Source organism: Salipiger sp. (genome assembly GCF_059781815.1).
Window position 1 is genome coordinate 1 of the sequence record NZ_JBYNAH010000031.1, and the last position, 19868, is coordinate 19868.

The following is a 19868-nucleotide window of genomic DNA, read 5'->3' on the forward strand; positions in this document are numbered from 1 at the left end:
CTTCGCGGGTCAGACGCTCGAGCGCGGCTTCATAGAGCTGACGCTCGGAATAGCTCTGCTCGCGCTGGTCGTCGGCGCGGTGCAGGTCGCGCACCACTTCGGCGATGGCGATCAGATCGCCCGAGTTGATCTTCTGCTCGTATTCCTGAGCGCGGCGCGACCACATCGCGCGCTTGACCTTGGCCTTGCCCTTCAGGGTCTTCATCGCCTGACTCACCACGTCGGGCGAGGAGAGCGAGCGCATGCCGATCTCGGTCGCCTTGTGGGTCGGCACCCGAAGGGTCATTTTGTCCTTTTCGAAAGAAATCACAAACAGTTCCAGCTTCATGCCGGCGACTTCCTGCTCCTCGATCGACATGATCTGACCCACGCCATGGGCGGGATAGACCACGTAATCGTTGGGGCGGAATTCGTTCTTCTTGCTCTTGGTCATACAACAGGGTCCTTAGCAGCCAAGCCACGGCTCATCACGACAAGAAAGACGCGGCGACAACAAAAGCGGACGGATATGCGGAGCATCCCGTTCGCCTGAAAACGTCACGTCTTCGATTATTCCCCCGGTCGGTGGCCGACCTGATCTTGTCTGCGTGGCTTCGTCATGTGTGCAAGACACAATAGCACAAACGGCGCCTCTTTCCCAGATTCTTGGCGGAAACAGAGATTTCACGCAAAATCAGGGATTTGCGCAGACATCGAAACGCTTTCGCAACCGCTTTGGCCAGCCAACGGCGAATCGCCGCTCAGCCGCCCTCGCCCGGCGCCTCGGAGAAATACTTCTCCATCTTGCCCGGCTCACCGTCGCGCTCGTCGGCCTCGGGCATCGGATCCTTCTTGGAAATGATCACCGGCCAGAGTTCCGAGTACTTGCGATTGAACTCGACCCACTTCTCCATGTCCGGCTCGGTGTCGGGCCGGATGGCGTCGGCGGGGCATTCCGGTTCGCACACACCGCAGTCGATGCATTCGTCGGGATGAATCACCAGCGTGTTCTCGCCCTCGTAGAAGCAATCCACCGGGCACACTTCGACGCAGTCGGTGTATTTGCAGGCGATACAGTTTTCAGTGACCACGTAAGTCATGGGCAATCATCCGTCAGGGTCTCACGATCAGGGGTCTAGCTAGACCACGTCGCGGGATCATTCAAGCACATCCCTGTGCCGGTCAAGCTGGCGCCGGTCGCGCTTGGTGGGCCGCCCGCCGCCGTCGAAGCGCGGGGCCTGTGGCTCCGGCGCGCGCGGCGCCGGAGGATCGAGGTCTTCGTAGAGCGCCTGTGCCTCGGGGGCCGGGCCGCGCCGCGTGCCGAGGGCGACCACCTTGATCACCCGAACGTCGCGGCCCTGCGAGAAGGTCAGGACATCGCCCGCCCCCACCGAGAAGGCGGGCTTGGCGATCGGCTGGCCGTTGACCCGCAGACCGCCCGTGACGACCTTGGCGGCAAGGCTCCGCGTCTTGAAGAAGCGGGCCTGCCAAAGCCACTTGTCGATGCGCAGCTTGGTCGCCGGCTCCGACACTTACGACTTGCCCTTGAACCCCATGAGCGCCGCGGCGAAGGGGTTGTCCGGGTCGATCTTCTGCTCCTTGCGGGGGCGCGACTCGTAGGACTTGGGGCCCTTGTCGCCCTGCGGCTTGCCGCCCTTGCCCTTCTTGCCGCCGGGGCCGCCCTTGCCACGCGGTGCGCCGCCCTTGCCGCGGGCGCCCTTCTGGCCATCGCGGCCGCCGTCACGCTCGCGGTGACCGCCGTCGCGCTGGCCGCCGCCCTCGCGGCGCGGGCCGCGGTTGTTGCGGTTGCCGGCCCAGGTGAAGGTGTAGAACACTTCGGTCTCGGGGCCCGCCAGCGCCTCGTCGGGCGCGGTGCCGGGCAGCAGCTCTTCTTCCGGCGTCTCGGCGATATGATCGTCGACCTCGACCGCCTCGGGATCCTCGTTGATCGGGGCGAAGCCTTCGTCGTCGATGCTCTCGGAGCCGGTCACCACATCGGCGGCGGCCGGCGTGGCGGACGGATCGGCCATCGCGGCCGGGGTCGCCTCTTCCTCGCGGGCGGCGTCGAAGACCGGCTCGTTCTCGCCTGGCTCACCCGACGGCTCCGAGGTCTCGGTCACGACCTGATCGGCGCGGCGCACCTTCTCGCGCTCGCCCTTCTCGCCACGGTAGCCCAAGCCCTGCATCAGGTCGGCGAACTGCTCGAGCGTCATGCCGGTGATCGACAGCATGTCGGCATTGGCCTCAAAGCCGCCGCGGCTGTCCTGTGCGCGCAGCAGATCGGCGAGGCGCTCCAGCATGTCGATGCGGATGGCGCGCTCGCCCGCCGGACGGTAGCCCGCCAGCGAGTAGTGCTGCATCGGCACGTCGCGGATGTTCGGCACGGTGACGAGCCCCGGCGGCGGCGCCTCGGGGAAGGTGTCGAGATCGTTGAAGAGCGACCACAGCACCAGCCGCAGGCGCGTCGGCGCGGGCTTGAGCAGCAGCGGCATGAAGATGGTGTACTGGCCAAAGCGCATGCCGTGCTTGCGCAGCGCGCCACGGGCGTCCTGGTCGAGCTGCTTGACCTCGTCGGCCACCAGCTGACGCGGCAGGATGCCCATCGCCTCGACCATGCGGAAGGCAAAGCCACGGGCGAGGCCGGTCAGGGTCTCGTCGCGCTGCATGTTGAGCAGCGGCTCGAACAGCGCCGCGATCTTGCGGTCGATGAAGTGCTGCAGACGGCGCTCGACCTTCTGGATCACGTCCGGGCCGGCGGTGTCGTCGACAAAGGCGACGACGCGCGGCTTGAGCGGATCGTCGCCCTTGGCGAGCTTGCCCACCGCCTGGTCGCCCCACATCAGGCCACCCTGCTCGGTGAAATCGATCTCGGTATCCGGCGCGTTGTAGAACCGATCCGCCCGCAGGTGGAAATGCGGCGCGAGCGCCTGAAGCGACGCCTGTTTCAGCGTCTTGGCCTCCTGGCCCGTCGCACCCTGGTCCTGACGGAACCGGAACCCTTCCAGACGACCGACGAATTCTCCTTCGACGGTCACCTCACCCTTGTCATTCACCTCGGCCAAAAGGGCCTCCTTCTGCTTCAACCGCCGGAGCAATACGCTTGTCCGCCGGTCAACAAATCTCTGAGTCAGACGCTCGTGCAGGGCGTCGGACAGTGCGTCTTCTACAGCGCGGGTCGCCTCGCGCCAATGGCTTTCGTCATCGACCCAGCCGCGGCGCTGCGCCACGTAGGTCCATGTGCGGATAAACGCCAATCGCTTCGACAATGTGTCGATATCGCCATCGGTGCGGTCGATCCGCTTGATCTGACGGGCCATGAAGTCCCTCGGGATCTCGCCGCGCTCGTGCAGATGCTGGAAGATAACCTGCAAAAGGCCAGCATGTTCCGCATGGCTGATTCCCCGGAAATCCGGGATCCGGCAGACATCCCAGAGGAGCTGGACCGAGCGCGGATTGCTGGCGCGCGCCCGCACTTCGGCCTCCTGCCCCAGCGTCTTCAGCGCCATCAGGTCGTCGGCCTCGCGCGCCTTGACGAGCCACTCGTCATCGGGGCTGAGCTCGAGCGAATGAACCAGGCCCTGGATCGAGCCGAAATTGAGTTTCGGGTTGCGCCAGTTGAGCTTGCGCAGCGGCGTGAAGCTGTGGCTGGTGATCGCCTCGACCCATTCGTCGGGGATCTGGCCGGCATCGCCGGTGGTGCCGAAGGTGCCGGGCTTCATGCCCCGCCCGGCCCGTCCGGCGATCTGAGCCAGCTCGTTGGGCTGCAGAGGGCGCATCCGGCGGCCGTCGAACTTGGTCAGGCTCGAGAAGGCGACGTGATCGATGTCGAGGTTGAGCCCCATGCCGATGGCGTCGGTGGCGACGAGGTAATCGACCTCGCCATTCTGGTAGAGATCGACCTGAGCATTGCGGGTGCGCGGGCTAAGCGCCCCCATCACCACCGCGGCACCGCCCTTGGTGCGGCGGATCAGCTCGGCGATGGCATAGACATTATCGACCGAAAACCCGACGATCGCCGAGCGCGCTGGCATCCGGCTTATCTTTTTCGAACCAAGATAGCCCAACTGGCTCATCCGCTCGCGACGGATGAACTCGCAGCCCCTGACCAGCGCGTTGATCGGCCCGCGCATGGTGTCGGAGCCGAGAAACAGCGTCTCGTGCAGCCCGCGCATGCGCAGCAGGCGGTCGGTGAAGACATGGCCGCGCTCGGGATCGGCGCAGAGCTGGATCTCGTCGATGGCGACGAAATCGCAGCCCATGCCCTCGGGCATCGCCTCGACGGTACAGATCCAGTACTGCGCCCGCGGCGGCACGATGCGCTCCTCGCCGGTGACCAGCGCCACCACGCCCGGGCCCCGCGCGGCCACGACCTTGTCATAGACCTCGCGGGCCAGGAGCCGCAAAGGCAGGCCGATCATCCCCGTGCGGTGACCGAGCATGCGTTCGATGGCGTAATGGGTTTTGCCAGTGTTGGTCGGGCCGAGAACGGCCGCGATCCGTGCGCGTTGGGGCATGGTGCCGCCCTGTTCCTTCCCTCAGAGGTTCAGATCTCGATGCCCTGGACCTGGCCCGCAAGCCGCTCCAGCGCGTCGGTCACCTCTTCGTCAAACGGTCTGAGTTCCAGTACCTGCGTGTAGGCGTCATATGCAAGCGCCTCGTTGCCAAGCTGCTCGTGGATTGCAGCAACGCCACGCAACGCCCCGAAATGCTGAGGGTTTTCCGCAAGGACATGTTCCAGCGCATCCATCGCCGGGCCGAACATCTCGGCCTGGTAATAGGCCAGCGCCAGCGCGTGCCAGCCTTCGGCAAACTGCGGCGCATGATCGGTGAGCGCGGTCAGGTGCTCGATCGCGGCACCGGTCTCGTTGACCTCGAGCGCGTCGCGCCCGCGCTTCAGCAGCAGGTCCATCGCGGCGGAGCCGGATTTCGACCATTCGAGATAGATCGCCTTCTCGATGCGGTCGGCCTCGGCGGCGCTTTCGGCCGCGCCAAGCTCTTCCAGCAGGTCTCCCGAGGCCGCCTGCGCGAGTGCCGCGACGGGTAGGGAAAACATGACTGTGACGGAAAGTGCCGCCACGATACGTTTGCTCTTGCGTAGGCCCATGCTCATAGATTCCGAGTGTAACCCGAAGAGGCTGGATTGCCAGCACAGGTTTTCGTGAAGGAAGGGATCAGGAATGAGCGAAGTCATTACCGCCGCGGTCGACGCGCTGAACAAGAAGCTGGACGGAGAGGGATTCGACGGTACCGCCAAGTTCGTCATCGAAGACGAAGGCAGCCTCATCATCGACGAGGCCGGGGCCCGCGCCGGTGACGACGACGCCGATGTGACGCTCTCCGCCGATACCGAGACCTTCCAGCAGATTCTCGAGGGCGACCTCAACCCGACCACGGCCTTCATGTCCGGGCGGCTCGCCATCGACGGGGATATGGGCGCGGCCATGCGCCTCGGAGGAGTTCTGTCCTGAGATGATGCTCGACGCGCCCTTTCATGCCGATCTGGCCGAAGGTCCCGCAGGGGCCCGCGCCGTCTGGGCAAGGACTGAAGACAACCTGCGCATCCGGCTGGCCCATTACCCGGGCCCCGAGGCGGCGCAGGGCACCGTGCTGCTGTTTCCCGGCCGCACGGAATATGTCGAGAAATACGGGCGCGTCGCACGCGAATTCGCCGATCTGGGCTATCACACGCTGACCGTCGACTGGCGCGGACAGGGGATTGCCGACCGCATGCACCGCGATCCCCGCGCCGGTCACGTCACGCTGTTTCAGGATTACCAGTTCGACGTCACCGCCATGCTCGAGGCCGCCGAAGAGCTGGGCCTGCCCCGGCCCTTCTATCTCGTGGCGCATTCCATGGGCGGCTGCATTGGGCTGCGCGCCCTGATCGAGGGGCTGCCGGTCGAGGCCGCCGCCTTCACCGGGCCGATGTGGGGCATCCGCATGGCCGCCGCGCTGCGCCCCGCCGCCTGGGCGCTGGGATGGGGCAGCAGCCAGATGGGCATCGGCCATGTCTACGCGCCCTCCACCGGCCCCGACAGCTACGTCGCTACCGTGCTCTTCGAGGACAACCTGCTGACCCGCGATCGCGACAGCTGGGACTACATGCAGCGCCAGGTTCACGACATGCCCGAGCTGCAGCTCGGCGGGCCGTCGCTGCGTTGGCTGCACCAGGCGCTCAACGAATGCCTGACGCTGGCCCGCCTGCCCTCGCCGAAGGTCCCCGCCATCGCCTTCGTCGGCAGCGACGAGCGCATCGTCGACGTGCCGCGCATCGCCGCACGCATGGGCGCCTGGCCCGGGGGCCAGCTCGAGATCATCGAGGGCGGCCGCCACGAGGTGCTGATGGAAGACGCGGTCACCCGCGGGCAGATCGTCACCCGCATGGCCGACCTCTTCTCGAGCTCGCGCAAACACGGCAGCTCCGCCAGCCGCTCGGCCTGATCTGGCCCCCGGCCTCCGCCGCGCTACCCTCTGGCGCATGACAGAGCCGGTCCTCACCTTCACAGACCGCGGCATCTACTGCCCGGCGGGCGATTTCTACATCGACCCGTGGCGCCCGGTCGCACGGGCGCTCATCACCCACGGCCATTCCGACCATGCCCGACCCGGCCACGGCGCCTATCTCGCCACCGAGGCCGCCGCCCCGGTGATCCGGCACCGGCTGGGCGAGATCCCCCTCGACACGATCCGCTTCGGCGAGCGCCGGCAGATCGGTCGGGCCACGGTGAGCTTCCATCCCGCGGGCCACATCCCCGGCTCGGCGCAGATCCGCGTCGAGGTGGGCGGAGAGGTCTGGGTCGCCTCGGGCGATTACAAGCTCGCCCCCGACGGGCTTTGCGAGACGTTTGAGCCGGTGCGCTGCCACGCCTTCATCACCGAATGCACCTTCGGCCTGCCGGTCTTCACCTGGCGCCCGCAACACGAGATCGCCGCCGAGATCAACGACTGGTGGGCATCGACCGCCGCCCAAGGCCGGCACTGCCTGCTCGGCACCTACTCGCTTGGCAAGGCGCAGCGGCTGCTGGCGCTGCTCGATCCCGAGATCGGCCCGATCCTCACCCATGGCGCGGTGGAAAACACCAACGCGGTGCTGCGCGCGCAAGGCTATGCGCTGCCCGACACCCACCACGTCACGCCCGATCTCGACGTCAAGGCGCATCCCGGCGCGCTGGTGATCGCGCCGCCCTCGGCGCTCGGAAGCAGCTGGGCGCGGCGCTTCGGGCGCGCCTCGACGGGCATGGCCTCGGGCTGGATGCGGATGCGCGGGGTGCGCAGGCGGCGCGGGGCGGACCGGGGCTTCGTGCTCTCCGACCATGCCGACTGGCCGGAGCTGCACGAGGCGATCCGGCAAACCGGCGCCGAGCGCATCTTCGCCACCCATGGCTATACCGAGATCTTCGCCCGCTGGCTCAATACCCAAGGCTATCAGGCCGAGGTGGTGCCGACCGAGTTCGGCGGCGAGGAAGACGCTACGGACGCGGCGGAGGACGCCGCATGAAGGCCTTCGCCGCGCTCTTCACCGCCGTCGACCAGAGCACCAAGACCACGGTCAAGACCGCCGCGCTGGCGGAGTATTTCCGCACCGCGCCGGATGACGACCGACTCTGGACCATCGCGCTGTTCTCGGGCCGCCGCCCCAAGCGCGCCGTCACCACCACGCAGCTGCGCGAATGGGCCGCCGAGCGCGCGGAGCTGCCGCTCTGGCTTTTGGAGGAGAGCTATCCGATCGTCGGCGATCTCGCCGAGACCATCGCGCTGCTGCTGCCACCGGCGAGCCGCGACTCGGATCAGAGCCTCGGCCATTGGCTCGCGGCGCTCTCCGACATGCCGTCCCGCGATCTGGACGAGCGCAAGCGCTTCATCCTCGAAGCGTGGGACCAGCTCGACGAGACCGGGCGCTTCCTGTTCAACAAGCTGATCACCGGCGGCTTCCGCATCGGGGTGAGCCGCAAGCTGATGACCCGCGCGCTGGCACAGGCCACCGGGCAGGACGAGGCGGCGCTGGCGCTGCGGCTGATGGGCGACTGGACGCCGCAGAGCACCAGCTGGCACGCGCTGGTGGAATCCCCCGACCCGGAGGAGAACGAGAGCCGCCCCTATCCCTTCTACCTCGCTTACCAGCTCGACGACGGCCCCGAGAGCCTCGGGCCGCCGGAGGATTGGCTGGCGGAATGGAAATGGGACGGCATCCGCGGCCAGCTCATCCTGCGCGGCGGATCGCACCACGTCTGGTCGCGCGGCGAGGAGCTCATGACCGACCGCTTCCCCGAGCTGGCGCGGGCGGCGGATTTCATCCCGCCCGGCCATGTCTTCGACGGCGAGATCGTGGCGTGGGACGGAGCGCAGCCGCTGCCGTTCAACACGCTGCAACAGCGCATCGGGCGCAAGACCGTGCCGAAGAAGCTGCTAAAGGAGGCACCGGTCATCCTGCTGGCCTATGACCTTCTCGAGGCGGATGGGCAGGATCTGCGCAACACGCCCCTGGCCCAGCGCCGCGCCCGGCTCGACGCGCTGCTCGCCGACCTGCCCTCGGATGCGCCGATCCGCCCCTCGCCGCGGCTTGGCTTCGACACGTGGGAAGGGCTGGCCGAGACCCGCGCCACCGCCCGCGAACGCCGCGCCGAGGGGCTGATGCTGAAGCGGCTGGAGGCGCCCTACCTTGCGGGGCGCAAGAAGGGCGACTGGTGGAAGTGGAAGCTCGACCCGCTCAGCGTCGATGCGGTGATGATCTATGCCCAGCAGGGCCACGGGCGGCGCGCCAACCTGTTCACCGATTTCACCTTCGCAGCCTGGGATGGCAACGATCTGGTGCCCTTCACCAAGGCCTATTCCGGCCTGACGGACGCCGAGTTCAACAAGATCACCGCCTGGGTGCGCCGCAACACGCTGCAGCGCTTTGGCCCGGTGCGGCAGGTCAAGCCCGAGCTGGTCTTCGAGATCGCCTTCGAGGGCATCCAGGCCAGCCCGCGCCACAAGTCGGGGCTGGCCCTGCGCTTCCCGCGCATGGCGCGCTGGCGCCACGACAAGCCGGTGCAGGAGGCCAACACGCTGGCCGACCTCCAGGCGCTTCTGGCGGCCTATGGCTGAGGCGAGGCCTCAGCCGCAGGACGCCTCCAGCCCGACCATGCCATTGCCGACGCCAGTCACGGTGACCGAGCAGGCGCCGTCGCCGGTCTCGACCTCAACACTCTCGCCGGCGCCGACCTGCTGGGTCTGCACGCCGTTGACCGCGATGCGCGCCGAAGAGCCATCGCCTGCGAGGCCCGAGACGAAGACCCGCAGCTTGCCATCGGCCAGCATCGCCACCTCGCCGGCGCGGTAGCCGTCCTCGGGCGCCCCGGGCGACGCCGCGCTGCCGCCCGCCTGATCCGAGCCCGCCTCGGCCTCTTGCGAGCCCTCCTCGGCCACGGCCCCGCAATCCGAGCCGAGCGTCGCCTTGCCGCCATCGAGCGCCATCACCGCCACGGTGCAGGACCCGTCGCCCAGCGCCACCTGCGTGGTGCCGCCCGCCCCTAGCGAGGCCGCCTCGCCGTTGACCATCAGCCGCACCGCGCCGCCCGCAGGATCGACCCGCGAGATGAAGGCGCGCACCTGCCCGTCGGCAAACAGCGCCGTCTCGCCGACGCTCAGCGGATCGGTCACCGTCATGCCCTCGGCGCTGGCGCTCTTGCCGCCGGTGGCCCGGGCCGCAACCGCCGCCGCGGCCATCTGCGCCGCTTCCTGCATGCCGCCCGACAGCTCCGAAAGTGCCCCCCGCAGCCCCTCGGCCTGCGATTCCGCCTTTGCCGAGAGATCCTCGAGCCGGCTCTGCATCTCGGATTTCATCGCATCGAGCCGCGCGCCCAGCGCCGCGGTGATGTCTTCGCCACCGTCATCCTCGGACATCGCCGCCTCGAGCGCCGCAATGCGCTCGGACAGACCGTCAAGCGCCGCCTGATGATCCGAGGCCGCCTTGTTCGCCGCTTCCTGCGCCGGCCCCATGGCCCGGCCCACCGCATCGGTGATCTTGCTGCCGTTGATCGCACTGCCGGCGGCGACCCCGCCGAGAAAGCCCAGCACGATGCCCACGGCCCCATAAATGATTGGTTTCTGTGACATGCTTCAATTCCCTCCCATGCTCTGAAATGCGGGTCCGCCCCCTCCAAGGCACACCCGCCTCCGACTTTAGACCAATACCGCCTCCGATCTACGGATTTCCTCCCGCAGGCGGCGATACATAAGTCGCAACTTTCGCAAAAATCGCGGCCACCCGGCCTCGCAGCTTCCCCAGCGTCGCGCGAAGGGGGATATTGGCGGCAACAGGGAGCCTCGCCATGATCCGGACCGCCGTTCTCGCCACTGTCCTCGCCCTTCTTGCAGCTTCTGCCCAGGCCCAGTCCCTGCCCGGTGCCTCGTGGATCACCGGCAGCCTCGACGGCGGCGTGACCGACGCGGTGGATGGCAGCGCCTTCGCCCGCACCGATTTCACCATCCGCCTGCCGGTGCCGCGCAGCGAGACGTTCGCGCTGGAACTGGGCCTTTTCTCGTTCTTCCGCGAGGGCCGCAACCCGCACGAGACCTATGCCGCTCTCGCATGGGACGACCGGCTGCGCATCGGCGTGGTGCGCCCGGCCTATGACAGCGTGCTGCCCTCCCCCTTCGCCCATGTCGCCCCGCATATCGAGGACATCACGCTCGAGAGCGACACCGCCTACACCACCGAGACCGCCCTGCGCCGCACCACCGTGCCGGTTGGCGTGTCATGGACCACCAGCGGCACGCCGCTGCGCTGGGGCCTGTCGCTGCACGACGCCGCCAAGGGCAATTTCCGCGCCATCACGGGCGCTGCCGGGCATATCAGCGGCGACTGGACCGTCGCCGTTGCCGCCGAGGGCGTCTGGCGCCGCGACAGCGGCGACTGGCTCGGACTCAACGCCAAGCTCGGACTGCGCTATGACGGTGCCCGGCTGGGCGCCGGTCTGATCCTGCTGCACCCAGAGGCCAACGAGCGCGACGACGCGCTCGAGATGGACCTGCGCGTTCCGCTCGCCTCCGGGGCGGTGATCTCGGCGCTCGCCCATCTCGAGCAGAACCCCGACCTGCGGCACTACGGCCTCTCCGCCGCGCTGCCGGTGAGCCGCGCCGACACGCTGATGCTCACCGCCACCGGCGGTAGCCTGCAGACGCTCTACGCCGGCCTCACCCACCGGTTCTGACCCATCGCGGCACGCTTTCCCCGCGGCGACCATTGCCATCGCCCCATCCGCGACCCTATGTCAGAGGGAAACTTCTGATGAGGACTCCATGACGAACGCCTTTTCCCATCCCCGCCCCGTCTTCGACGCCAACGCTTCCGGGGGCCGCGACCTCGGCAAGCTGCCGGAATGGGACCTGAGCGATCTCTACGAGAGCGAGGACGCACCCGCGCTCAAGCGCGATCTCGACTGGCTGGAAGACGCCTGCGCCCGCTTCGCCCAGGATTACGAGGGCAAGCTCGCCGGGCTCGACGCCGCGGGCTTCCTCGAGATGGTCCAGCGCCACGAGAAGATCGAGGCGGTGGGCGGCCGGCTGATGTCCTTTGCCGGGCTGCGCTACTACCAGAACACCATGGACAGCGAGCGCGCCAAGTTCCTCTCGGACCTGCAGGAGAAGGTGACGATCTACACCACCCCGCTGGTGTTCTTCACCCTCGAGCTCAACACCATCGAAGACGAGGCCTATGCCGCGCTCTTCACCGCCAATGACGAGCTGGCGCGCTACAAGCCCGCCTTCGACCGCATCCGCGCGATGAAGCCCTACCAGCTCTCCGACGAGCTCGAGCGCTTCCTGCACGACATGGGCGTGGTGGGCGACGCCTGGATGAAACTCTTCGACGAGACCATCGCCGGGCTCACCTTCACCATCGACGGCGAGGAGATGTCGATCGAGGCGGCGCTCAACTTCCTCACCGAGCAGGACCGCTCCAAGCGCGAGGCCGCCGCCCGCGAGCTGGCCCGCGTCTTTGGCGAGAACATCCGCACCTTCGCCCGCGTGCACAACACCCAGGCCAAGGAGAAGGAGGTCATGGACCGCTGGCGCGGCATGCCCTCGGCGCAGATGGGCCGTCACCTCTCCAACGATGTCGAGCCCGAGGTGGTCGAGGCGCTGCGCGACGCGGTGGTCGCCGCCTACCCGCGGCTGTCGCACCGCTACTACGAGCTCAAGCGCAAGTGGCTGGGCCTCGACACCATGCAGGTCTGGGACCGCAACGCGCCGCTGCCGATGGAGAGCGACCGCATCGTCGGCTGGGACGAGGCGCGCGATACGGTGATGCAGGCCTATGCCGGGTTCGATCCGCGCATGGCCGAGATCGCCGAGCCGTTCTTCACCAAGGGCTGGATCGATGCCGGCGTGAAGCCCGGCAAGGCGCCGGGCGCCTTCGCCCACCCCACGGTGACCGACGTACACCCCTACGTGATGCTGAACTATCTCGGCAAACCGCGCGACGTGATGACGCTCGCACACGAGCTCGGCCACGGCGTGCACCAGGTGCTGGCCGCCGGACAGGGCGAGATGCTCGCCTCGACCCCGCTGACCCTGGCCGAGACCGCCTCGGTCTTCGGCGAGATGCTGACCTTCCGCGCCATGCTCGACAAGGCCACCGACCCCAAGGAGCGCAAGGTGCTGCTCGCCGGCAAGGTCGAGGACATGATCAACACCGTGGTGCGGCAGATCGCGTTCTACGATTTCGAGTGCAAGCTTCACGCGGCGCGCCGCGGCGGCGAGCTGACCCCGGACGACATCAACGCGCTGTGGATGTCGGTGCAGGCCGAGAGCCTCGGCCCGTGCTTCGAGTTCATGGAAGGCTACGAGAGCTTCTGGGCCTATATCCCGCATTTCGTTCACTCGCCCTTCTACGTCTACGCCTATGCCTTCGGCGACGGGCTGGTGAACGCGCTCTACGCGGTCTACCAGGAAGACCCCTCGGGCTTCGAGGACAAGTATTTCGACATGCTGAAGGCCGGTGGCTCCAAGCACCACAAGGCGCTCTTGGCGCCGTTCGGACTCGACGCCTCGGATCCCAAGTTCTGGGACAAGGGCCTGTCGATGATCGAGGGCTTCATCGACGAGCTGGAGGCGATGGAGGGCTGAACGCCCTCCCCGCACCGCATGCAAGAGCCGCAGCCCCGCCGCACAAAGCGCTCGCTCAAGGGCCGGACACGCCGCTTTCAGGTGCATGTCCGGCGCCGCGTGCCGCCGGGTCTGCGGCTGGTGCTGGGGCTGTTGCTGATCGGCGGCGGCATCCTCGGCTTCCTGCCGATCCTCGGCTTCTGGATGATCCCGCTGGGCTTCGCGGTGGCGATGCTCGATCTCGTGCCGCTCTACCGCGCCGGCCTGCGCCGCGCCGGGCTGGAGAAGCCCCCCACCGACACAGACCCAAGGTGAGTCTCCGGCGGGTCAAGGATGGCCGCAGGCCACCGCGCCTCGCGCGGCGCCGCAGGCGTCCTTGAGGCGACGGCGACTCACCCCCACCCTCGGCAAGGCGCTCTGAGGGCAGACCTGCCCCTCAGACGCCTCTCGGCAGACCGCCGGCCAGCCCCACAGGCACCACGTCGACAAGTCCATAAGACCCCTCCCACCGGCGCCAACCCGAGACCGCGGCCCACAGGGCCGGGGGCGAGACGACCTGCGCGGGCGCCTTGCGCCCGCTCCTTCAGATCACTGCCGCGCCAAAATCACTTGAGCTGGGAATCCTTCGAGCCGCGCCGGTTGATCCCCCCACGCGCTTGCCGCACCCCATCGCGCTCCTGCTGGCAGTCGATGCAGAGCTTGACCCCGGGGATCGCCAGCCGGCGCTTCTCGGGGATCTCCTCGCCGCATTCGGCGCATTCGGCCAGGCTCTCGCCCACCGGCGCGCGGCGCGCCCGCATGCGTTCGAGTTCTTCCGAAATCGACGCCTCGATCTGTTCGCTCACCGCCCCGTCGCGGCTCCAGCCTCCGGCCATGGCACACTCCTTTTGCAACAAAAAAGATAGGCTTCACCGGGCGCTCTGACCAGCCCTGTTGACTTCGCCTGCGCCGCGCTATCTCACCTTGTCAAAGGAGTGCCCGCATGATCCGCGTTCTCGTCACACTCGCAGCCCTGATCTTGCCCCTGCCCGCGCTTGCGGCACAGGGCTTCAGCTTCGGCAACATCGATGGCGGCGAGCTCACGCTCGAGAGCTGGCGCGGCCAGCCGGTGCTGGTGGTCAACACCGCCTCGCGCTGCGGCTTCACCGCCCAATACGACGGGCTGCAAGAGCTTTACGATACCTACCGCGACCGCGGGCTGGTGGTCGTGGCCGTGCCCTCGAACGACTTTCGGCAGGAACTCGGCACGGAGGCCGAGGTCAAGGATTTTTGCGAGCTGAACTTCGATCTCGACCTGCCGATGACCACCATCACTCACGTGACAGGCTCGCAAGCCCACCCGTTCTACCAATGGTTGGCACAACAGGGGTTTTCACCGTCTTGGAATTTCAACAAGGCGCTGATTGCCCCCGACGGCAGTTTCGTCGAGGGCTGGGGCGCGGCCACGCGCCCCATGTCCGCGGCGATCACGTCACGGGTGGAAGCGCTGCTCGACTGACCGCTCAGGCGGTCTCGCGGGTCAGCAGCGCATAGATCTCATCCTTCAGCAGGGCGCGTTCCTTGCGCAGGTCGTTCTCGGCCAGGCTGTCCATCGGCTGCACGAAGGTCTCGACCCGGTGCACCTCGCGGTTCACCTCGTGATAGCGCGCCGCCAGATGCGCAAAGCGCTTGTCGGAGGCTTTCAGCTCCGAGATCCGGTCGGCAAATTCGGGAAATTCCTTGGCGAGCTCGTGCGGGACGTGGGACATGCTCTGTCTCCTCCTTCTTCTTCGGGTCGTCTTCTTCGGGTCGTCTGCCCGCCCGGGGCCGTGATGGCCGGGACGCGGGAGCACAGGCTGGCATGGCTCTCGCGTCGCCAGCCTTGACCCGGATCAAACTGAAGGAATTTTCCCGTCGCCGTTTCCCTAGCGCTTTGCCCGGCGCCAGCCGGCGGCACGGGCCTCGACCTCGGAGCAGAACCAGCGCTCGCCCTTGCCGGGGCTGATGCGGGTGGCGCCGTAATTCTCCTGCCCCGGAACGTGGTAGATCCGCACGCCCTTGCTCGAGATGTTGCCCTTAATGGCGCAGCCCTGCGGCGCGCCGGCGCTGTTGGCGACCGCCTTTCCCTTGCGGGCATCCGCCCGGAACGCCGCCGGCGCCTGCACCCCGGTGCCGTGCAGGCCCAGCTCGCGCACCGCCGCGCGTTTCTCGTCGAGATCATAGTCCATCGCGTAGCGCCGGTAGGCAAAGGCCAGCCCGTCGCGCACCATCTCGCGCCCGATGTCGCGGCCTCCGATCTCGCAGCGCGCCACGGCGCGGCCATAGCGGTCGGTGTCGAGCGTCTCGCAGCGCGCCTGCCGGCCCTCGTAGCGCGCACGCGCCTCCTGCGAGACCCACGCCCCGCAAGACCACATCGGCGCGCCGTCACCGCCGCACATCTGCTTGGCCTCGGGCGCGTCGATGCCGTGCAGCCGCACCCGCGTGCCGCCCACGTCGAGCGTATCGCCATCGATCACATGCACCCGCCCCGAAGGCCCCGCGCTCGTCGCAGCGCCGGCCAGCACCAGGAAAACAATAGAAAATATCTGTCTCATCACGCCGATCTAGCGGGCGATTCTGGCGAATCTCGGGCAGTCGTTGCAAAGCCCCGCGAGACCGTCGCGGCACAGGCCGATCCCCGCGTCGGGCAGCCCCGGAGTCCCGTCTTGCACCACCCTGCCCCGGCACGATAAAGCAGGCCGCACTGTTTATCTCTGCGGAGCCCGCGTGACCCGTTACCTCGCCCCCCTGCTCTTTGGCCTGATCGGTGCCGGCATCCTTGTCGGTCTCGGCCTGTGGCAGCTGCAGCGGCTGGACTGGAAACTCGGCGTGCTGGCCGATATCGAGGCCCGCATCGCCGCCGATCCCGAGCCGCTCCCCGTCATGATCTCGCCCACCGAGCAGCGCTACCAGCCGGTGGCGCTCAGCGGCGAGATCCTGCCCGGCGAGGCCCGCGTTCTGGTCAGCCGCAAGATGATCGGCGCCGGCTACCGCATCGTCTCGCCGTTCCGCACCGACGATGGCCGGCTGGTCCTGCTCGACCGCGGCTTCACCGGAGACGCCATGAAGGACGCCGTCCGTTATACCGGCCCGGCCGAGATCATCGGCAACCTGCACTGGCCCGACGACCGCAATTCCTCGACCCCCGAGAACGACGTGGCCGCCAATATCTGGTTTGCCCGCGATATCGGTGCGCTGGCCGAGGCGCTGCAGACCGAGCCGCTTCTGGTCATCGCCCGCGAGATTTCGCCCGGCGACCCGCAAATCGAGCCGCTGCCGGTGGACACCAGCGGCATTCCCAACGATCACCTGCAATATGCCCTCACATGGTTCTCGCTGGCCGTGGTGTGGCTCGTCATGACCGCCTATTACATCGTGCGGCTGAAAAAGACCGGAGAGACCTGATGCGCTACATCTCCACCCGCGGACAGGCGCCCGCGCTGAGTTTCGAAGAAGCCATGCTGTCGGGCCTCGCCCGTGACGGCGGGCTCTACGTGCCCGAGACCATCCCGACCATGTCGCCGGATGACATCCGCGCGCTGCACGGGCTGAGCTACGAGGAAACCGCGTTTCGCGTGATGCGGCCCTTCGTCGGCGACGGCTTCACCGACGAGACCTTCGGCGACCTGATTTCCAAGGCCTATGCCGGCTTCGGCCACAACGCCCGCGCGCCGATGGTGCAGCTGGCGCCGGGGCACTTCCTGCTCGAGCTGTTCCACGGCCCGACGCTGGCCTTCAAGGACTTCGCGATGCAGCTGATCGGTCAGCTCTTCGAGGAAGCGCTGACCCGCCGCGGCGAGCGCGTCACCATCGTGGGCGCGACCTCGGGCGATACCGGCTCGGCGGCCATCGAGGCCTTCAAGGGGCTCGACGCGGTCGACGTGTTCATCCTCTACCCGCATGGCCGCGTCTCGGAAGTGCAGCGCTGCCAGATGACGACGCCCACCGAGGCCAACGTGCACGCCCTCGCGCTCGACGGCCATTTCGACGACTGCCAGGCCAAGCTCAAGGACATGTTCAACGATTTCGCCTTCCGCGACGAGGTGCGGCTCGCGGGTGTGAACTCGATCAACTGGGCGCGGGTGCTGGCGCAGGTTGTCTACTACTTCTCCGCCGCCGTCTCGCTCGGCGCGCCCGACCGCAAGGTGAGTTTCACCGTGCCCACCGGCAATTTCGGCGACATCTTCGCCGGCTACATCGCCAAGCACATGGGCCTACCGATCGACCGCCTCGTGGTCGCCACCAACCAGAACGACATCCTGCACCGCTGTCTGTCCTCGGGCGATTACAAGACCTCCGAAGTCTTCCCGTCGATCTCTCCGTCGATGGACATCCAGGTCAGCTCGAATTTCGAGCGCGCGTTGTTCGATGCCTATGGCCGCGACGGCAGCGCCGTGGCGCAGCTGATGGACGAGCTGAAATCCGGCGGCGGCTTCCATGTCAGCCAGGGCGCGCTGCAGGGCCTGCGCGAGCATTTCGAAAGCGGCCGCGCCTCCGAGGACGAGACGCTGGCGACGATCCGCACCGCCCATGACAGCATGGGCGAGCTTCTCTGCCCGCACTCCGCCATCGGCGTGAAGGTGGCCGACGAGCACCGGGACCCGGCAACGCCGATGGTCACGCTCGCCACCGCCCATCCGGCGAAATTCCCCGATGCGGTGGAGCAGGCCAGCGGCATCCGCCCGCCCCTGCCCGAGCGCATGGCCGATCTGTTTGACCGGCCCGAGCGCGTGACCCGCGTGGCCAACGATCTCTCCGCCCTCGAAACCCTGATCCGGGAGCGTATCAACAAGTGACTGTCGAACTGACCACCCTGAAGAACGGCCTGCGCATCGTCAGCGAGCGCATGGACGGGCTGCAATCCGCCTCGATCGGCGTCTGGGTCACCGCCGGTGGCCGCAACGAGCGCATCGAGCAGAACGGTGTGGCGCATTTCCTCGAGCACATGGCCTTCAAGGGCACCAAGACCCGCTCGGCGCTGCAGATCGCCGAGGCGATCGAGGATGTGGGCGGCTATATCAACGCCTATACCTCGCGCGAGGTCACGGCCTATTACGCCCGCGTGCTCGAGAACGACACCAAGCTGGCGCTCGACGTGATTGCCGACATCCTGCGCAACCCGGTCTTCGACGAGCGCGAGATCGAGACCGAGCGCCACGTCATCCTGCAGGAGATCGGCCAGGCGCTCGACACGCCCGACGACGTGATATTCGACTGGCTGCAGGAGCGCGCCTACCAGCAGCAGCCGCTGGGCCGCACCATCCTCGGCGAGGCCGCCAATGTGCGCGGCTTCGGCAAGCGCGATCTGGAAACCTTCGTCGACGAGCATTACGGCCCCGAGCAGTTGATCATCTCGGCGGCGGGCTCCGTCGATCACGAGGCGCTGGTGGAACAGGCCGAGGCGCTGTTCGGCGATATGGGCTCGCGCAAGGCCAAGGAGCCCGAGACCGCGCGCTTCACCGGCGGCGAGATCCGCCGCGAGAAAGAGCTCGAGCAGGCGCATTTCGCGCTCGCCTTCGAGGGCCCCGGCTATCGCGATCCGGGCTTTTACACCTCGCAGATCTATTCCATCGCGCTTGGCGGCGGCATGTCCTCGCGGCTGTTCCAGGAGATCCGCGAGAAGCGTGGCCTGTGCTACACGATCTTCGCCCAGAGCGGGGCCTACGAAGATACCGGGCTGATGACGGTCTATGCCGGCACCAGTGGCGACGAGCTTGGCGAGCTGGCCCATCTCACCATCGACGAGATGAAGCGCGCCGCCGACGACATGTCGCCGGAAGAGATCGCCCGCGCCCGCGCCCAGATGAAGGCCGGGCTGCTGATGGGGCTGGAGAGCTCGTCGTCGCGGGCCGAGCGCATGGCGCGCATGGTGCAGATCTGGGGCAAGGTGCCGCCCATCGAGGACACCGTCGCCAAGATCGACAACGTCACCACCGGCGACGTGCGGCTCTTCGCCGAGCAGATGGCGGCCTCCGCCCCGGCGGCGCTCGCGCTCTACGGCCCGGTGGGCAAGGCGCCCGATCTGGCCGCGCTGCAGGCACGTCGAGCCGCCTGATGCTCGGACGGCGGCGCAGGTTCCGGCTCGACACCGAGCGTCTGGTGCTGCGGCCGCCGCAGCACGGCGATTTCAACGCCTGGGTCTCGCTGCGAGTCGAGAGCCAGGCCTACCTGACGCCCTGGGAGCCGTCCTGGGCGCAGGATCACCTGACCCGGCGCGCCTTCACCAACCGCGTCTACTGGGCCAATCGTTCGATTGCCGGGGGTACAGCCGTCCCGCTGTTCATTTTCCGCCGCGAGGACGAGCAGCTTCTTGGCGCCATCACCCTCGACAACATCCGCCGCGGCCCGGCGCAATCGGGGGTGCTGGGCTACTGGACCGGCCAGCCCTTTGCCCGTCAGGGCTATATGCGCGAGACCATCGCGGCGCTGGTGCACCACGCCTTCGAGCGGCTCGACCTCAGCCGCATCGAGGCCGCCTGCCTGCCCGAGAACGTCGCCTCGCGCGGGCTGCTCGAGCGTTCGGGCTTCAAATACGAGGGCGTGGCGCAGAGCTACCTGCAGATCAACGGGCGCTGGCGCACCCATGTGCTCTATGCCGCGCTGCGCGGCGATCGGCGCGGCAAGACGCAGGTCGGCTGAGCGCGCTCAAGCCCTGCCCCGCCCTGCCCGCGCCTTGGGCGGTGGTGCGACCGTCCGCGCGCAAAGCCTGACCCTACGGAAATGTCAGGGGACAGCGGCGGCTTCCCTGATAGGCTGGTCTCACGCAACAAGGAGACCCGCCC

21 protein-coding genes are annotated in these 19868 nt (G+C 67.7%); 12 read left to right on the forward strand and 9 right to left on the reverse strand.

What is annotated here, in order from left to right; all coding sequences use genetic code 11:
• The 5 genes from AC6RA4_RS05545 to AC6RA4_RS05565 all read right to left on the reverse strand — a co-directional run.
• The coding region (locus AC6RA4_RS05545; RefSeq protein WP_500158205.1) for a CarD family transcriptional regulator at window positions 1-433 on the reverse strand (433 nt) is incomplete at its 3' end.
• A gap of 307 nt (window positions 434-740) precedes the next feature.
• On the reverse strand, window positions 741-1079 hold the full coding sequence (gene fdxA / locus AC6RA4_RS05550; protein ID WP_500158207.1) for a ferredoxin FdxA: 339 nt from the start codon (window positions 1077-1079) through the stop codon (window positions 741-743).
• A 57-nt stretch (window positions 1080-1136) separates the two neighbouring features.
• A complete protein-coding gene (locus tag AC6RA4_RS05555) occupies window positions 1137-1511 on the reverse strand; it encodes an RNA-binding S4 domain-containing protein (RefSeq protein ID WP_500158209.1) in 375 nt (124 codons plus the stop codon).
• On the reverse strand, window positions 1512-4493 hold the full coding sequence (locus AC6RA4_RS05560) for a helicase-related protein (protein ID WP_500158211.1): 2982 nt from the start codon (window positions 4491-4493) through the stop codon (window positions 1512-1514). It lies immediately after the preceding gene.
• A gap of 29 nt (window positions 4494-4522) precedes the next feature.
• The gene (locus AC6RA4_RS05565; RefSeq protein ID WP_500158265.1) at window positions 4523-5032 is read right to left on the reverse strand and encodes a tetratricopeptide repeat protein; all 510 of its coding nucleotides are present in this window, start codon (window positions 5030-5032) and stop codon (window positions 4523-4525) included.
• Window positions 5033-5156: 124 nt separating this feature from the next.
• On the opposite strand from AC6RA4_RS05565, the gene AC6RA4_RS05570 reads away from it, so the two are divergent.
• Genes AC6RA4_RS05570 through AC6RA4_RS05585 form a run of 4 tightly spaced genes read left to right on the forward strand, consistent with a single transcriptional unit; the run spans window position 5157 to window position 9066 of the window.
• On the forward strand, window positions 5157-5447 hold the full coding sequence (locus AC6RA4_RS05570) for an SCP2 sterol-binding domain-containing protein (protein WP_500158213.1): 291 nt from the start codon (window positions 5157-5159) through the stop codon (window positions 5445-5447).
• 1 nt (window position 5448) lies between these two features.
• The gene (locus tag AC6RA4_RS05575) at window positions 5449-6420 is read left to right on the forward strand and encodes an alpha/beta fold hydrolase (RefSeq protein ID WP_500158215.1); all 972 of its coding nucleotides are present in this window, start codon (window positions 5449-5451) and stop codon (window positions 6418-6420) included.
• A gap of 37 nt (window positions 6421-6457) precedes the next feature.
• Window positions 6458-7477, forward strand: coding sequence for a ligase-associated DNA damage response exonuclease (locus tag AC6RA4_RS05580; RefSeq protein ID WP_500158217.1), 1020 nt, complete (start codon window positions 6458-6460; stop codon window positions 7475-7477).
• The gene (locus AC6RA4_RS05585) at window positions 7474-9066 is read left to right on the forward strand and encodes an ATP-dependent DNA ligase (protein ID WP_500158219.1); all 1593 of its coding nucleotides are present in this window, start codon (window positions 7474-7476) and stop codon (window positions 9064-9066) included. Before AC6RA4_RS05580 ends, AC6RA4_RS05585 begins: the two co-directional genes overlap by 4 nt.
• Before the next feature lie 9 nt (window positions 9067-9075).
• Here the strand turns inward: AC6RA4_RS05585 and AC6RA4_RS05590 are convergent, their stop codons facing one another.
• Window positions 9076-10077, reverse strand: a complete 1002-nt coding sequence (locus AC6RA4_RS05590) for a hypothetical protein (protein ID WP_500158221.1) — start codon at window positions 10075-10077, stop codon at window positions 9076-9078.
• 215 nt (window positions 10078-10292) lie between these two features.
• Between AC6RA4_RS05590 and AC6RA4_RS05595 the strand changes: the two genes are divergently transcribed.
• The 3 genes from AC6RA4_RS05595 to AC6RA4_RS05605 all read left to right on the forward strand — a co-directional run bounded on the left by AC6RA4_RS05595 (window position 10293) and on the right by AC6RA4_RS05605 (window position 13383).
• Window positions 10293-11174, forward strand: coding sequence for a hypothetical protein (locus tag AC6RA4_RS05595; protein WP_500158223.1), 882 nt, complete (start codon window positions 10293-10295; stop codon window positions 11172-11174).
• A gap of 88 nt (window positions 11175-11262) precedes the next feature.
• A complete protein-coding gene (locus tag AC6RA4_RS05600) occupies window positions 11263-13089 on the forward strand; it encodes a M3 family oligoendopeptidase (RefSeq protein ID WP_500158225.1) in 1827 nt (608 codons plus the stop codon).
• A gap of 18 nt (window positions 13090-13107) precedes the next feature.
• The gene (locus tag AC6RA4_RS05605) at window positions 13108-13383 is read left to right on the forward strand and encodes a hypothetical protein (RefSeq protein ID WP_500158227.1); all 276 of its coding nucleotides are present in this window, start codon (window positions 13108-13110) and stop codon (window positions 13381-13383) included.
• A gap of 290 nt (window positions 13384-13673) precedes the next feature.
• Here AC6RA4_RS05605 and AC6RA4_RS05610 read toward each other — a convergent pair whose 3' ends face one another.
• Window positions 13674-13943, reverse strand: a complete 270-nt coding sequence (locus AC6RA4_RS05610; protein ID WP_500158229.1) for a DksA/TraR family C4-type zinc finger protein — start codon at window positions 13941-13943, stop codon at window positions 13674-13676.
• A gap of 107 nt (window positions 13944-14050) precedes the next feature.
• On the opposite strand from AC6RA4_RS05610, the gene AC6RA4_RS05615 reads away from it, so the two are divergent.
• The gene (locus AC6RA4_RS05615) at window positions 14051-14566 is read left to right on the forward strand and encodes a glutathione peroxidase (protein WP_500158231.1); all 516 of its coding nucleotides are present in this window, start codon (window positions 14051-14053) and stop codon (window positions 14564-14566) included.
• Window positions 14567-14570: 4 nt separating this feature from the next.
• Here the strand turns inward: AC6RA4_RS05615 and AC6RA4_RS05620 are convergent, their stop codons facing one another.
• Both AC6RA4_RS05620 and AC6RA4_RS05625 read right to left on the reverse strand, forming a co-directional pair.
• A complete protein-coding gene (locus AC6RA4_RS05620) occupies window positions 14571-14816 on the reverse strand; it encodes an HP1242/YdcH family protein (RefSeq protein ID WP_500158233.1) in 246 nt (81 codons plus the stop codon).
• A 156-nt stretch (window positions 14817-14972) separates the two neighbouring features.
• The gene (locus tag AC6RA4_RS05625; protein ID WP_500158235.1) at window positions 14973-15641 is read right to left on the reverse strand and encodes a thermonuclease family protein; all 669 of its coding nucleotides are present in this window, start codon (window positions 15639-15641) and stop codon (window positions 14973-14975) included.
• 172 nt (window positions 15642-15813) lie between these two features.
• On the opposite strand from AC6RA4_RS05625, the gene AC6RA4_RS05630 reads away from it, so the two are divergent.
• From AC6RA4_RS05630 to AC6RA4_RS05645, 4 genes are read left to right on the forward strand one after another with little or no spacing between them, the layout of a single operon-like run.
• Window positions 15814-16491, forward strand: a complete 678-nt coding sequence (locus AC6RA4_RS05630) for an SURF1 family protein (RefSeq protein ID WP_500158237.1) — start codon at window positions 15814-15816, stop codon at window positions 16489-16491.
• Entirely contained in the window at window positions 16491-17882 is a 1392-nt protein-coding gene (thrC, locus tag AC6RA4_RS05635; RefSeq protein ID WP_500158239.1) for a threonine synthase, read from the forward strand. The genes AC6RA4_RS05630 and thrC overlap by 1 nt, the downstream gene beginning before the upstream one ends.
• Window positions 17879-19141, forward strand: a complete 1263-nt coding sequence (locus AC6RA4_RS05640; RefSeq protein ID WP_500158241.1) for a M16 family metallopeptidase — start codon at window positions 17879-17881, stop codon at window positions 19139-19141. The genes thrC and AC6RA4_RS05640 overlap by 4 nt, the downstream gene beginning before the upstream one ends.
• Entirely contained in the window at window positions 19141-19725 is a 585-nt protein-coding gene (locus tag AC6RA4_RS05645) for a GNAT family N-acetyltransferase (protein WP_500158243.1), read from the forward strand. Before AC6RA4_RS05640 ends, AC6RA4_RS05645 begins: the two co-directional genes overlap by 1 nt.
• Window positions 19726-19868 lie beyond the last annotated feature (143 nt).